Origin of the sequence: Yoonia rosea, assembly GCF_900156505.1 — a bacterium.
Taxonomy (GTDB): Bacteria; Pseudomonadota; Alphaproteobacteria; order Rhodobacterales; family Rhodobacteraceae; genus Yoonia; species Yoonia rosea.
The window spans coordinates 1,041,637-1,055,561 of record NZ_FTPR01000001.1 but is presented as its reverse complement, the minus strand read 5'-3'; the positions used below and the strand labels follow the sequence as shown (position 1 = coordinate 1,055,561).

The window sequence follows — 13,925 nt, the reverse complement described above, 5'->3', positions numbered from 1 at the left end:
ACAATCCTCGCATTGTCTAGCAGTTCCCTTCCGTCCGAGCAATGCGGGGGGCGGGTGCGTCCGGGGCCCTAAGGGCCGAAACGTGGCCAGAATTTGCGGAGTAATTCCATGATGTTAGTCGAAGAGACCACCGTGCCGCTTTCGGCGCTTCCGGTCGCTGAATTCAAAGACCATTTGCGCCTGGGATCGGGGTTTTCCGATGATGGAGTTCAAGACGCGGTGCTGGAAAGCTATCTGCGTGCGGCGCTGGCCGCGATTGAGGCGCGCACCGGTAAGATCCTGATTGAGCGCGAATTCAGCTGGCGCCTGACCGCCTGGCGCGATGCGCGCCGCCAGCCGCTCCCTGTTGCGCCTGTCAGCGCGATCAGTGCGGTGACGCTGGTGAATGCGCGCGGAGACGAAACCGACGTTGACAGTGCCCTTTGGTCTCTGGATCCCGACATGCAGCGCCCCGGTTTGCGGCCTGTGGGTACGTTCTTGCCAAACCTTCCGCATGGCGGGTCTGTGCGGATCGGGATGCTGGCGGGCTTTGGCCCCGAATGGCGCGATCTGCCCGCCGATCTTGCGCAGGCTGTGATGCTGCTGGCCGCGCATTTTTACGAATATCGCCATGATGTGTCACGCAATGCCCCGACCATGCCGATGGGCGTGCAGGCGCTGATCGAACGCTACCGGACCGTGCGTCTGTTCATGGGGGGCAGCCAATGAACGCGCCGCAATTGAACCGTGCGCTGGTCCTTGAGGCGCCCATGAAGATTGCGGATGGCGCGGGGGGGTATGCGCGCCAGTGGGAGCCGTTGGGGGTGCTTTGGGCCGAACTGAAGGCAGGTGCCGGGCGTGAAAAGGCCGAGACAGCCGCAACCCTGTCGCGCGTGCCCTACCGGATTACTGTCCGCGCGGCGCCATTTGGCGCGCCCTCGCGGCCCGTGGCGGGCCAGCGTCTGCGTGATGGCGCGCGGATATTCAATATTCACGCGGTCGCCGAGCGTGACACAGGCGGGGCCTATCTGACCTGCCACGCCGAAGAAGAGGTATCGCCATGACCTATAGCGTTTCGGGTGCCCTTCAGACGGCGATATTTCAGCGGTTGAGCACGGATACCGCGCTGGCGGTTCTGGTGGGTGCGGATATCTATGACGCGCTGCCTGCGGGCCCGTTGCCGCCGCTTTATGTGGTGTTGGGGGCCGAGGACGTGCGCGATGCCTCCGACAAGACAGGCAACGGGGCGTGGCATGATCTGGTGATTTCGGTCGTGACGCAAAGTGCGGGCTTTGCCAGTGCCAAGGCGGCAGCTGCGGCTGTCTGCGATGCCTTGGTTGATGCCCCGCTCACTCTGGAACGCGGCAGCCTTGTTGCGCTGAATTTCCACAAAGCCAAAGCGGCCCGTGTCGGCACCGGTGCAGTGCGCCAGATCAACCTGAATTTTCGTGCCCGCGTGGCGGATGACACGTAACCCAACCGAATTTCGAAAGGAGTACGCCTGATGGCTGCACAAAATGGTAAGGACCTGCTGGTCAAGATTGATATGACCGGTGGGGGGATGTTCGAAACGGCCGCAGGGCTGCGGGCAACCCGCATCAGCCTGAATGCCGAAACAGTTGATGTCACCAGTCTTGAAAGCGAAGGCGGCTGGCGTGAACTGCTGGGCGGGGCAGGCGTGAAAACCGCCGCGATTTCAGGCTCGGGCGTGTTCAAGGACGATGCCACAGACGAACGTGCGCGCCAGATCTTCTTTGATGGCGAAACGCCTGATTTTCAGGTCATCGTGCCGGGTTTCGGCACATTGGAAGGCCCGTTCCAGATCACCGCGATCGAATATGCGGGGTCTTACAACGGTGAGGCCACCTATGAGCTGTCCCTGGCCTCTGCGGGTGCGCTGAATTTTGTGGCGCTGATCTGATGGCAAACCCCTGGGCCGGCGAAGTAACCATTATGATCGACGGTGTGCCGCACACCTGCAAGCTGACGCTGGGCGCCTTGGCCGAGCTGGAGGCGACGCTGGGAACAGGCACTTTGGTCGATCTGATCCGCCGGTTCGAGGGGGCGGCCTTTTCCGGTGCCGATGTGATGGCGGTGGTTGTTGCAGGGCTGCGTGGCGGCGGATGGACCGGCACGATGGCCGATCTGCTGACCGCCGATATTGCAGGGGGGCCTGTCGGTGCTGCCAAACTGGCCGCCACGCTCTTGGCGCGCGCTTTTGCTGTGCCGGAGTAGGGCATGGACTGGCCGGGTCTGATGCGGGCGGGATTGCATCATTTGCGCCTGCATCCTGCCCAATTCTGGGCGCTTACCCCTGCGGAATTGCAAATCATGCTGGGGGCGGATGCGGCGAAGGCCCCTTTGGGCCGATTGCAGCTTGATGCGCTGCTGCGTGATTTCCCTGACGACGTGAAGGACGAAAGACATGGATGAGTTCGACAAGATTGACGCGCTAGAGGGCGGCGTCGGGACCCTGCAAGAAAGTCTGGGTGATGCAGCGGTGATGACAGCGGCTTTTGACGACCAGCTGCGCCAGATGCAAGGCGCGTTGGTACAGACCAGCCGTGATCTGGGCAATCTGGAGCGCGGCTTTTCCACCGGCCTGCGGCAGGCCTTTGACGGGCTGGTGCTGGATGGGCGAACCCTGTCGGATGTGCTGAGTGGATTGGCCGACAAGATGTCCAAGACAGTCTACGCGGCGGCGGTGAACCCTGTCACCGACCACTTTGGCGGATTGATGGCCGATGGGGTGAATGCTGTGGTGTCAGGCCTGATGCCGTTTGCTCAAGGTGGTTCGTTTTCGCAAGGCCGCGTGATGCCCTTTGCCAAAGGCGGGGTTGTCGCGCAGGCGACGAGTTTCCCGATGCGCGGTGGCATGGGCCTGATGGGTGAGGCGGGGCCCGAGGCGATCATGCCGCTGGCCCGTGGCCCTGACGGCACCTTGGGGGTGCGTGGCGGCGGGGGCAGCGCGGTCACGGTCAATATGAACATCACAACCCCTGATGTGCAGGGGTTTCAGCGCAGCCGAGGCCAGATCGCAGCGCAGATGAGCCGCGCTTTGGGCCGCAGTGACCGTCACCGTTAGGAGCCGATATGACTTTCCATGATGTGAGATTTCCCGCCTCGTTAAGCTTTGGCGCTTTGGGCGGGCCCGAGCGGCGCACCGAGATCGTGACGCTGGCCAATGGCTATGAGGAACGCAATACGCCCTGGGCGCATGCGCGCAGGCGGTATGACGCAGGTCTGGGCCTGCGGTCTCTGGACGATGTCGAAACGCTGATTGCGTTTTTCGAGGCGCGACAGGGGCAGTTGATCGGCTTTCGCTGGAAGGACTGGAGCGATTATCTGTCGTGCCGTCCGTCCGCAGCGGTCACGTCATCGGATCAACTCATTGGCGTCGGTGATGAGGTCACGCGCGTCTTTCAGCTGCAAAAGGCCTACCGGTCCGGCGACACCGTTTACCGCCGGCCCATTACCAAACCTGTGGCGGGGTCCGTGCGCGTGCAGGTCGGCGGCGATCCGGTCACCGAGGGTGTGGATTATGTGCTCGACCATAACACCGGCATGCTCACCTTTACGGATGCGCCTGACCACACGGCCGAAATTCGTGCAGGCTTTGAATTTGATGTTCCGGTGCGGTTTGACACCGATGCGATCATGACCTCGATGTCCAGCTTTCAGGCGGGCCAAGTGCCCAATGTTCCCGTGATCGAGGTGCGCCTATGAGCAATGATGCACTCACCACCCATCTGCAATCGGGCACCACCCATACCTGCCATTGCTGGCTGATTGTGCGGCGGGATGGCCGGATGTTCGGCTTTACCGACCATGACCGGACCTTGCAGTTCGACGGGGTGTCCTATGCGCCGCAAAACGGTCTGAGTGCGCGGGCGATTGCCAGCACGACGGGCCTGTCGGTCAATAATACCGAAGCCATCGGTATGCTCAGTGATGACGCCATCGCCGAGGCCGATATTCTGGCGGGCCGGTTTGACGGCGCGGCAGTGCAAGTCTGGCTGGTGTGCTGGGATGATGTGGCGCTGCGCAAGATGCTCTTTCGCGGCACATTGGGTGAGATCACACGCGGTGCGGGCGGGTTTGCGGCGGAATTGCACGGGCTGACTGCGGCATTGAACCAGATGCAGGGGCGATCCTATCTCAAAACCTGTAGTGCTGTACTGGGGGACGGGCACTGTAAGTTCGTGACAGATCACAGTTCATACCGGCTTGAATCTAGGTTGTCTGTGCCCAGTGACGGCCAAGTGTTTGATGTGGCTGGCGGCGGGTCCTTCAATGCGGGCTGGTTCGAGAATGGCACTTTGCGGGTGCTGAGCGGCGCGGGCGCAGGACTACAAGGCGTGATCAAGCGTGACAGCGGAACCGAGACACGCGTGCTCACGCTCTGGTCCCCGTTGCAGGCGGTGATCCGCTCGGGGGATCTGATCCGCATCACTGCAGGCTGTGACAAACGCCCTGTGACATGCCGTGAGAAATTCAACAATTTTCTGAACTTTCAGGGGTTCCCCGATATTCCCGGCGATGACTGGCTTGTCAGCGTGCCGCGTGCGGATCGTCCCAACAAGGGCGGGAGCCTGATTCGATGAACGATCGCGTGGTCACGATTGCCCGCACATGGTTGGGCACGCCCTATGGTCATCAGGCCTCGGTGCAGGGGGTCAGCTGCGATTGTCTGGGCCTGTTGCGCGGTATCTGGCGCGAGGTCTACGGCCAAGAGCCCGAAGCGATTCCCGCCTATACGCGCGACTGGTCCGAGCCGCAGGGGGTAGAACGCTTGCTCTGTGCCGCCAAGCGCCATTTCCATGATGTCAGCGACACCCCTTTGGCCGCCGGCCAGGTGGTGCTGTTCCGCATGCGTCAGGGTGCCGTGGCCAAACACCTTGGGCTGGTGTCACAGACTGGGGCCTTGCCGCAGTTCATTCACGCCTATCAGGGCCACGGCGTCGTCGAGAGCCCACTATCTGCGCCGTGGCAAAAACGGATCGCCGCACGCTTTGAATTCATCGAGAGGGACACCTGATGGCAACGATTGCACTTTCTGCTGTGGGCATGGCGCTGGGCGGCTCAATTGGCGGGTCCGTTATGGGTCTGTCGATGGCGACGATCGGGCGGGCGGCCGGTGCTGTGATTGGCCAGCGTATCGACCAGCAGATTTTGGGCTCTGGCAGTGGCAGTGTCGAGACCGGCCGCATTGACCGTTTCCGTGTCACAGGTGCGGCCGAAGGCGCGGATATCCAGCAAATCTATGGCCGGATGCGTGTTGCGGGGCAGGTCATCTGGGCCTCGCAGTTTCAGGAAAGCTCTTCGACATCCGGCGGGGGCAAAGGGGCGCCATCCGCGCCCAAGACGACAACCTATTCCTATTCTGTCAGCCTCGCCGTCGCCTTGTGCGAAGGGCAGATCAGTAGCCTGGGCCGTATCTGGGCCGACGGGGCCGAGCTTTCGCCGGATACCCTGAACATGCGGGTCTATGTGGGCACGGAGGACCAACTGCCCGATCCCAAGATTTCCGCCATCGAGGGGGCGCAGAACACGCCTGCCTATCGCGGTACCGCCTACGTTGTGCTCGAAGACCTCGCGCTGGGCCAATTCGGGAACCGGATCCCGCAACTGACGTTTGAGGTGATGCGGGCGGGCCAGGGGGTGCGGGATGACGCGTTGCAAACCGCGCAGGCCGTCACACTGATGCCCGGAGCAGGGGAATACGCGCTGGCCACGTCGCAACTCACGGCCTCTGCAAGCTACGGGGCGCAACAGGCAGTCAATACCAACTCGCCCATGGGGGGCAGCGATTTCACCGTCTCGATGAACGCGATGCAGGCTGCCTTGCCGCAATGCCGTGCGGTCCTCTTGCCGGTCACGTGGTTTGGCGATGATCTGCGCTGCGGGTCCTGTGCCATCCAGCCGAAAGTCGTGCAGGGGCAGACAGACGCAGGCGCGATGCCGTGGCGTGTTTCTGGCAAGACCCGCAGTGCGGCGGCGACAGTCGCCGAGGGCGATGGCATCCCGGTTGCAGGGGGCACGCCTGCGGATGCGGCTGTGGTTGAAGCGATCACAGACCTCAAGGCGCGCGGGCTTGACGTGGTCTTCAGCCCTGTTGTGATGATGGATGTGATCGCGGGGAATGGCCTGCCTGACCCTTATGGCGCGGCCGAGCAGGCTGCGTTGCCATGGGTCGGCGAGATGACCCTGACGGTGGCACCTGGGCGTGCGGGCTCACCTGATGGCACCGCTGCCGCCGACGCGCAGGTCGCAGGCTTTATGGGGCAGGCGGCGCCTTTCGATTTCAACATCTCGGGCACACAAGTGACGTATACGGGTGCCGCCGAGAACAGCTACCGGCGCTTCGTGCTGCACTATGCGCATCTTTGTGCGGCTGCCGGTGGTGTGTCTGCCTTTTGTATCGGCAACGAGCTTGCGGGCCTGACCACGGTGCGGGGGGCCAGCGGCTTTCCCATGGTCGTGGCCTTGCGCGCCCTTGCCGCCGATGTCCGCCAGATCCTTGGGGGGGCATGCAAGATCAGCTACGCCGCCGACTGGTCCGAATATCACGGGATGCAGCCTGCGGGGACCGATGACAAGATTTTCCACCTCGATCCTCTCTGGGCCGATCCCAATATCGATTTCATCGGTGTGTCGGCGGCGCTACCCCTGGCAGACTGGCGTGAAGGCAGCGATCACCGCGATGCAGATGTCGGGACCATCTATGATCTGGATTATCTGCAAGGCAATGTTGCAGGCGGTGAACACTATGATTGGTCCTACCCCACGCCAGAGGCCCGCGCAGCACAACGCCGGGTACCCATTCGCGATGCGGACGCAGAGCCGTGGGTGTGGCGGGCGAAAGACTTTGTCGGCTGGTGGTCGCACCAGCACCACGACCGGATCGGCGGTATCAGACAGAGCGGTGCAACCGATTGGGAGCCGCAGAGTAAACCTTTCTGGTTCACTGCTGTCGGATGTCCTGCGGTCGATAAGGGCGCCAATGCGCCGGGCCATTTCCTTGCGCAGGCAGCGCTGCCGCTGGCCTCGAACGGGAACCGTGACGACCTGATGCAGATGCAATACCTGCAGGCGGTGACGCGCCATTTCTCTGACCCTGCAATGAACCCGCTGTCTGACATCTATGGCGGGCGCATGGTGGATCTGGCGCATCTGCATGTCACAGGCTGGGACCCGCGCCCATATCCCTATTGGCCGGGCAACCGTGCGGTCTGGTCCGACGGTGACCGCTATGCCACCGGCACCTGGCTGAACGGGCGCGCCTCGGATCGGTCGCTGGCCTCGGTGGTGGCAGAGATCTGCGCGCGATCGGGCGTGCACGACTATGATGTGCGCGGGGTTTTCGGTGTCGTGCGCGGCTATAACGTGTCGGATGTCAGTACAGGGCGTGCAGCACTCCAGCCGCTGATGCTGGCCTACGGGTTTGATGAGGTCGAACGGGATGGCGTACTGGTCTTCCGGAGCCGCCATGGGCAGGTCGATTATCACCTGACCGATGCCCATATCGCACTGGATCCTGACAGTGATAGCGGTCTGTCGCATACGCGCACGGCCGAGGCAGATATCGCAGGGCGCGTGCAATTCGCCCATATCACCGCTGACGGCAATTATGAGGCTGTCGCTGCAGAGGTGACCCTGCCGGATGATGACACCTTGACCACAACACGCAGCGAAGCGCCTTTGGTCCTGACCCGTGGCGAGGGGCAGGATATCGTCGCCCGCTGGCTGCAAGAGGCACGTATCGGGCGCGAGACCGTGCGCTTTGCGCTTCCGCCCTCGCAGCAAAACGTTGGCGCGGGTGATACAATTGATCTGCGCGCGGGTGGCCATGCAGGAACGTACCGGATCGACCGGATCGAAGAGGCGGGCGCGCGCCTGATCGAGGCCACGCGGATCGAACCCTCTGTCTACGCGCGGGGCGCACGCCCCGAGGACAGCGTGCAGTTGCAGCCCTATATCGGCCCGATCCCTGCGGAACTGTTGTTTCTCGATATCGGCATGCTGACCGGAGACGAGATACCCCATGCGCCCTATGTTGCGGCGGCTGGCAATCCATGGCCGGGAAGCATCGCACTTTACGGGGCACCGCAGGACAGCGACTATGCCTTGCAAAGCACCCTGAACGAAGCTGCGACTGTCGGTCTCACACAAACCGCCCTGTCACGCGGACCTGTGGGCATCTGGGACCGTCAGGCAGGAGTCGAAGTCTCGCTGATCAACGGAACGCTCAGTTCGGCCCTTCTAGAGGCGGTACTGGCAGGGGCGAATACCATCGCCATCGGTGACGGAACAAAAGACAATTGGGAGATTTTGCAGTTCCAAGAGGCGACACCGCTCGCTGCCGGCGTTTACCGCCTGTCGGGTCTGTTGCGCGGGCAGGCGGGCAGTCGCGGTCTGATGCCGCAAACATGGCATCCGGGTTCACGGGTCGTACTGATGAACGGGGTGCCGGGGCAGATTGCACTGCCGACGGCGGCACGCGGCACCGCGCGGCACTATCGCTTTGGTCCCGCAGTGCAACCCATGTCCGACCCCAGCTATCGCTATGAGACCCACGCCTTTGCGGGCAATGGCCTGCGGCCCTATCCGGTGGCACATCTGCGCGCGGCCAAGAACGGTGCGGATGTGGTGATCTCATGGATCAGATGCAGCCGCATTGACGGGGATATTTGGGCCGATGGCGATATCCCGCTGGGCGAGGATAGCGAGGCCTACCGCCTGCGCATCTACAAGTCGGGCCAGTTGCGCCGCGAGCAGATCGTTGCAACACCGCAGTGGACCTATACCGCAGCTGCGCTGAGCAACGATATCGGCGCGGGCTTTTACACCATCGAGGTTGCACAGATATCAGAGCGCTTTGGCGCTGGGCTGACGGCACAGATCGAGCGCTACCTGTGAGGCCGCTTCATCTGGCCGACATTGAAACCGCCGCGCGCGCCTTGGCGCTGATTGCGCCCGACAAACGCGCGGCGGCGATGCGGGACATGATCGCCAAGGCCACGCTTGCCGACCGCTACCGTCTTGCGCATGGCCGCCCGCATCCGCTTTTCGGGACCGGCACGTTGATGTCCTGTGCCCTGCGTGGGGCGGTTGCCTCGCGCCCTGCGGCACTGGGGCCGGATGCCTTGCACGCGCTCGCTATCGCGGCGCAGGAACTGCGCGGTTTTTACATGCATCAATTTCAGTGACAGACAGCATCACAGCTTTGTTCTTGGCTTGAAGGCCCTATCTGCTTTAGACAGAAGACCAACAAGCAGCGAGGAAAGTGCCATGGCGCGTCCAAACCCCAGTGTCACCGAGTTTGATCCGGTCTGGCAACGCATCTGCGAAGAGGCAGAGGCGGCCATTGACGCAGAGCCGCTGATGGGCGGGCTGATCTATGCGGGCATCCTGCACCATAAATCTTTTGAAGGCGCACTGGCCTATCGCATTTCGATGAAGCTCGCGTCACGCGAAATGTCCGAGCAGATTCTGCGTGAGATCGCAGACCAGGCTTATGTTGCCACGCCTGAACTGGTCGCCGCGGCGCGCGCCGATCTTGTGGCGACCTATGATCGTGATCCGGCCTGCCACCGCTTTATGAAACCTTTGCTGTTTTTCAAAGGGTATCAAGCGGTGCAGTGCTATCGTCTGGCCCATTGGCTCTATCAGCATAACCGCAAGGATCTGGCCTATTTCATCCAGATGCGCACAAGCGAGATGTTCGGCGTCGATATCCACCCCGCCGCGCGGATCGGGCAGGGGATCATGATTGACCACGCGCATTCCATCGTTGTCGGCGAAACCGCTGTTGTGGGCGATAACGTGTCGATGCTGCATTCCGTCACTTTGGGCGGCACCGGTAAAGAGGACGACGACCGCCACCCCAAGATCGGCGACGGCGTGCTGATCGGGGCCGGGGCGAAAGTGCTTGGCAACATCAAGGTCGGCCATTGCAGCCGGATCGCCGCAGGGTCTGTGGTGCTCGAAGAGGTGCCACCGATGAAAACCGTCGCCGGCGTACCCGCCAGGATCGTGGGCGAGGCAGGGTGTTCCCAGCCGGCCCTCAGCATGGATCAGATTTTGAAAACGGTAAAATAAAAAGGGCGGCCCGATGAATGGGCCGCCCTTTTTTATCTTTATATCAGCAGCTTACGCCAGCATCGTCATCGGGTTCTCAAGGTTGTCCTTGATCGCATTGAGCAGGTTTGCACCCAAGGCTCCGTCAATCACACGGTGATCAACCGACAGTGTCGTTGACATGACCGTACCGACCGTCAATTCGCCATCGTCACTGACAATCGGCTTTTTGACACCGGCACCCACCGCGAGGATTGCGGAATGGGGCGGGTTGATGATGGCGTCAAAGTTGTCGATGCCAAACATGCCAAGGTTGGAAATCGCGAAACTGCCGCCCGCGTATTCATGTGGGGCCAGTTTGCGGTCACGGGCGCGTGCTGCAAGGTCTTTCATCTCGGCTGAAAGGGCAGAGAGCGACTTCATTTCGGCGTCTTTCAGTACCGGCGTGAACAACCCGCCTTCGATGGCCACAGCCACCGCCACGTCCGACTTTTCGAACTTCAGCGTCCGGTCACCGGCCCAAACCGCATTCGCATCGGGCACCTGCTGCAAGGCCAGTGCGCAGGCCTTGATGATGAAATCGTTGACCGACAGCTTCACGCCACGCGGCTCAAGCTGTTTGTTCAATTGGGCGCGGAATTTCATCAGCACATCAAGCTGGATATCGCGGCGCAGATAGAAATGCGGCACAGACTGCTTGGCCTCGGTCAGGCGGGCGGCAATCGTCTTGCGCATCCCGTCCAGCTTGACCTCTTCGAACGGACGATCCGCATAGGTTTTCAGCACAGCATCGGTGGAAGGACCAGCCGCCATTGCTGCACCGGCCGCAGCCGCGGGCGCATCGGACTTCGCCGCAGGTGCGGCAGCTTTTGGTGTCGCAGTCGCGTTCTCCACATCGGCCTTCACGATCCGGCCATGCGGGCCAGAGCCGCTGATCTGTGTCAGATCAAGGCCCTTATCGGCCGCAATCCGACGCGCCAGCGGTGTTGCAAAGATCCGCTCGCCGTCCTTTTTAGGCGCGGCAGGCGCTGCCGCAGGCTTCTCGGCCGCTGGTGCGGCACTCGGCGCGGGTTCAGGTGAAGACGGCGCTTCAGCGGCGGATGAACCGGACGAGACGTCACCGATATCATCCGCGCTTTCACCATCTTCCAGCAGAATGGCGATCACATCGTTGACCTTCACGCCTTCGGTGCCTTCGGCGATCAGGATCTTGCCCATCACACCTTCATCCACCGCCTCGAATTCCATCGTGGCTTTGTCGGTCTCGATTTCGGCCATGATGTCACCAGAGGACACTTTGTCCCCCTCTTTGACGTGCCATTTGGCCAGCGTGCCTTCCTCCATCGTGGGGGACAGGGCAGGCATCAGGATTTCTGTTGGCATTGCGCGGTCTCCTTAACGGTAGGTTACTTTTTTACAGGCTTCCACGACCTCATCAGCGGTCACCAAAGCGTGTTTTTCGAGGTTGGCAGCATAGGGCATCGGGACGTCTTTACCGGTGCAGGTGATGACGGGCGCATCGAGGTAATCGAACGCCTCTTGCATGATCACACTGCTGATATAGCCGCCGACACTGCCTTGCGGCCAGCCTTCCTCGACGGTGACGCAGCGGTTGGTCTTGCGCACGGAATTCAGGATTGTGGCCGTGTCCATCGGACGCAGGGTCCGCAGGTTGATGACCTCGGCATTGATCCCATCCTCTGCCAGCTTTTCGGCCGCCGCCAGCGCATAGGTCATGCCGATGCCAAAGCTGACGATGGTCACATCGTCACCGCTGCGCTCAATCTTGGCCTTGCCGAACGGAATGGTGAAGTCATCCATGACAGGCACATCGAATGATTTGCCGTAAAGGATTTCATTCTCAAGAAAGATCACAGGGTTGGGGTCGCGGATCGCGGTCTTCATCAGGCCTTTGGCATCGGACGCCGAGTAGGGCATCACAACCTTCAGACCGGGGATCTGCATATACCATGCGGCATAGTCCTGAGAGTGTTGCGCACCCACGCGGGCGGCAGCACCGTTCGGACCACGGAACACCATGGGGGCACCCATCTGACCACCCGACATGTAAAGCGTCTTAGCGGCAGAGTTGATAATATGGTCAATGGCTTGCATGGCGAAGTTGAACGTCATGAATTCCACAATCGGCTTCAAAGCACCAAAGGCCGCACCCACACCGATCCCGGCAAAACCGTGCTCGGTGATGGGGGTGTCGATGACGCGCTTGGCGCCGAATTCATCCAGCAGACCTTGTGAGATCTTATAGGCACCCTGATACTCGGCGACTTCCTCACCCATCAGGAACACGTCGGGATCACGGCGCATTTCTTCGGCCATCGCATCGCGCAGCGCTTCACGCACTGTGGTTTGCTTGACCTCGACATCTGCATCCCAGTCAGGCGTCGCATCCGCAACAGGTGCGGCAGGTGCAGCAACAGCAGGGGCTTTCGTCGGCACAGGTGCCGCTTCTTCTTTGGCCTCGGCAGCAGGGGCCGCACCAGCGGCGGGCACGTCCTCGCCTTCTTCCACAAGGATCGCGATGGGTGTGTTCACTTTCACACCTTCGGTGCCTTCGGCGATCAGGATCTTGCCAACGACACCTTCGTCAACGGCCTCGAATTCCATCGTGGCTTTGTCGGTTTCGATCTCGGCCATGATGTCACCCGAGGAAACAGTGTCGCCCTCTTTGACAAGCCATTTGGCCAATGTGCCTTCTTCCATCGTGGGCGAGAGGGCGGGCATAAGAATTTCGGTTGCCATTCCTTAAGCCTCCTGCGGAATTTCGGTTGCGTAGATATCTGTCCAAAGCTCGTCCAGCGCAGGCTCGGGGCTCTCTTTCGAAAACTCTGCGGCCTCGTTCACGATGGCTTTGATCTCTTTGTCGATGGCCTTGAGGTCATCATCAGTGGCGTGTTTGCCGGTCAGCAGCATATCGCGGATCTGCTCGATCGGGTCACGCTCGTCGCGCATCTTCTGCACTTCCTCGCGGGTTCGGTACTTTGCAGGGTCCGACATGGAGTGGCCGCGATAACGGTATGTTTTGACTTCCAGAATATAGGGGCCTTTGCCTGCACGACAGTGGGCGACAGCGCGTTCGCCAGCTTCTTTCACGGCCAGAACGTTCATGCCGTCCACTTCCTCGCCGGGGATGCCGTAAGCTGCACCGCGTTCCCAAAGCGACGGAGACTTGGTCGAACGCTGGACTGATGTCCCCATGGCATACTGGTTGTTCTCGATCACGAAAACGACCGGCAGGTCCCAAAGCTCGGCCATGTTGTATGTTTCATAAACCTGGCCCTGGTTGGCCGCTCCATCACCGAAATAGGTGAATGTGACGCGTCCGTTGCCCTTGTATTTATCCGCAAAGGCCAGACCCGCGCCCAGTGGCACCTGTGCCGCGACAATCCCGTGGCCGCCATAGAAATGCTTCTCTTTCGAGAACATATGCATGGAGCCGCCTTTGCCTTTGGAGAAACCACCCTCGCGGCCCGTCAGTTCGGCCATAATCCCCTTGGGGTCCATGCCACAGGCCAGCATATGGCCGTGGTCGCGATAGGATGTGACGCGCTTGTCGCCTTCTTCGGCTGCAGCCTCAAGGCCCACAACAACCGCTTCCTGTCCAATGTAGAGGTGGCAGAAACCGCCAATCAGGCCCATGCCGTACAACTGGCCCGCCTTTTCCTCAAATCGCCGGATCAACAGCATTTCACGGTAATGTCCCAGCAGTTCCTCGGCTGAGACGTTGGGTTTCGCGGCGGCCTTCTTGGGCGGCATGTGCTATCCTCCAGCGGTTTCGTATTTAGTTTAGTATTAAACTATCTACTAAAGCATGCCCTGAACAAATGCGAGAGTCAAAGTGACCCATC

The 13,925-nt window shown here is 61.1% G+C and carries 16 protein-coding genes; 13 read left to right on the top strand and 3 right to left on the bottom strand.

Going from position 1 to position 13,925, the window contains the following annotated elements; genetic code table 11:
• The first annotated feature begins 108 nt into the window (after positions 1 to 108).
• The 13 genes from B0B09_RS05140 to cysE all read left to right on the top strand — a co-directional run bounded on the left by B0B09_RS05140 (position 109) and on the right by cysE (position 10,080).
• Entirely contained in the window at positions 109 to 708 is a 600-nt protein-coding gene (locus B0B09_RS05140; RefSeq protein WP_076658628.1) for a head-tail connector protein, read from the top strand.
• Positions 705 to 1,043, top strand: a complete 339-nt coding sequence (locus B0B09_RS05135; RefSeq protein ID WP_076658627.1) for a head-tail adaptor protein — start codon at positions 705 to 707, stop codon at positions 1,041 to 1,043. The genes B0B09_RS05140 and B0B09_RS05135 overlap by 4 nt, the downstream gene beginning before the upstream one ends.
• Entirely contained in the window at positions 1,040 to 1,453 is a 414-nt protein-coding gene (locus B0B09_RS05130; protein WP_055293034.1) for a DUF3168 domain-containing protein, read from the top strand. Before B0B09_RS05135 ends, B0B09_RS05130 begins: the two co-directional genes overlap by 4 nt.
• Positions 1,454 to 1,483: 30 nt before the next feature.
• The gene (locus B0B09_RS05125) at positions 1,484 to 1,900 is read left to right on the top strand and encodes a phage major tail protein, TP901-1 family (RefSeq protein ID WP_055293033.1); all 417 of its coding nucleotides are present in this window, start codon (positions 1,484 to 1,486) and stop codon (positions 1,898 to 1,900) included.
• Complete coding sequence (locus B0B09_RS17880; protein ID WP_055293032.1) at positions 1,900 to 2,214, top strand: gene transfer agent family protein; 315 nt, start codon at positions 1,900 to 1,902, stop codon at positions 2,212 to 2,214. Before B0B09_RS05125 ends, B0B09_RS17880 begins: the two co-directional genes overlap by 1 nt.
• Positions 2,215 to 2,217: 3 nt before the next feature.
• Positions 2,218 to 2,412: a rcc01693 family protein gene (locus B0B09_RS17875; RefSeq protein WP_076658626.1), complete on the top strand. Its 195-nt coding sequence runs from the start codon at positions 2,218 to 2,220 to the stop codon at positions 2,410 to 2,412.
• Positions 2,405 to 3,064: an RcGTA-type gene transfer agent tail tape measure protein gene (locus B0B09_RS05110; protein WP_076658625.1), complete on the top strand. Its 660-nt coding sequence runs from the start codon at positions 2,405 to 2,407 to the stop codon at positions 3,062 to 3,064. The genes B0B09_RS17875 and B0B09_RS05110 overlap by 8 nt, the downstream gene beginning before the upstream one ends.
• A gap of 8 nt (positions 3,065 to 3,072) precedes the next feature.
• Positions 3,073 to 3,705 (top strand): DUF2460 domain-containing protein, encoded by a 633-nt coding sequence (locus tag B0B09_RS05105; RefSeq protein ID WP_076658624.1) that lies wholly within the window; start codon positions 3,073 to 3,075, stop codon positions 3,703 to 3,705.
• Positions 3,702 to 4,583, top strand: coding sequence for a phage/gene transfer agent baseplate hub protein (locus tag B0B09_RS05100; protein WP_076658623.1), 882 nt, complete (start codon positions 3,702 to 3,704; stop codon positions 4,581 to 4,583). The genes B0B09_RS05105 and B0B09_RS05100 overlap by 4 nt, the downstream gene beginning before the upstream one ends.
• A complete protein-coding gene (locus tag B0B09_RS05095) occupies positions 4,580 to 5,017 on the top strand; it encodes an NlpC/P60 family protein (protein ID WP_055293027.1) in 438 nt (145 codons plus the stop codon). The genes B0B09_RS05100 and B0B09_RS05095 overlap by 4 nt, the downstream gene beginning before the upstream one ends.
• The gene (locus tag B0B09_RS05090; RefSeq protein ID WP_076658622.1) at positions 5,017 to 8,898 is read left to right on the top strand and encodes a baseplate multidomain protein megatron; all 3,882 of its coding nucleotides are present in this window, start codon (positions 5,017 to 5,019) and stop codon (positions 8,896 to 8,898) included. Before B0B09_RS05095 ends, B0B09_RS05090 begins: the two co-directional genes overlap by 1 nt.
• Positions 8,895 to 9,188 (top strand): DUF7742 family protein, encoded by a 294-nt coding sequence (locus B0B09_RS05085; protein ID WP_076658621.1) that lies wholly within the window; start codon positions 8,895 to 8,897, stop codon positions 9,186 to 9,188. The genes B0B09_RS05090 and B0B09_RS05085 overlap by 4 nt, the downstream gene beginning before the upstream one ends.
• Positions 9,189 to 9,270: 82 nt before the next feature.
• Positions 9,271 to 10,080, top strand: coding sequence for a serine O-acetyltransferase (cysE, locus tag B0B09_RS05080; RefSeq protein WP_055293024.1), 810 nt, complete (start codon positions 9,271 to 9,273; stop codon positions 10,078 to 10,080).
• A gap of 51 nt (positions 10,081 to 10,131) precedes the next feature.
• Here the strand turns inward: cysE and B0B09_RS05075 are convergent, their stop codons facing one another.
• From B0B09_RS05075 to pdhA, 3 genes are read right to left on the bottom strand one after another with little or no spacing between them, the layout of a single operon-like run.
• On the bottom strand, positions 10,132 to 11,442 hold the full coding sequence (locus B0B09_RS05075; RefSeq protein ID WP_076658620.1) for a pyruvate dehydrogenase complex dihydrolipoamide acetyltransferase: 1,311 nt from the start codon (positions 11,440 to 11,442) through the stop codon (positions 10,132 to 10,134).
• A 12-nt stretch (positions 11,443 to 11,454) separates the two neighbouring features.
• Positions 11,455 to 12,819: a pyruvate dehydrogenase complex E1 component subunit beta gene (locus B0B09_RS05070; RefSeq protein WP_076658619.1), complete on the bottom strand. Its 1,365-nt coding sequence runs from the start codon at positions 12,817 to 12,819 to the stop codon at positions 11,455 to 11,457.
• Positions 12,820 to 12,822: 3 nt separating this feature from the next.
• Positions 12,823 to 13,833, bottom strand: a complete 1,011-nt coding sequence (gene pdhA, locus B0B09_RS05065; protein ID WP_055293021.1) for a pyruvate dehydrogenase (acetyl-transferring) E1 component subunit alpha — start codon at positions 13,831 to 13,833, stop codon at positions 12,823 to 12,825.
• Positions 13,834 to 13,925: the final 92 nt, after the last annotated feature.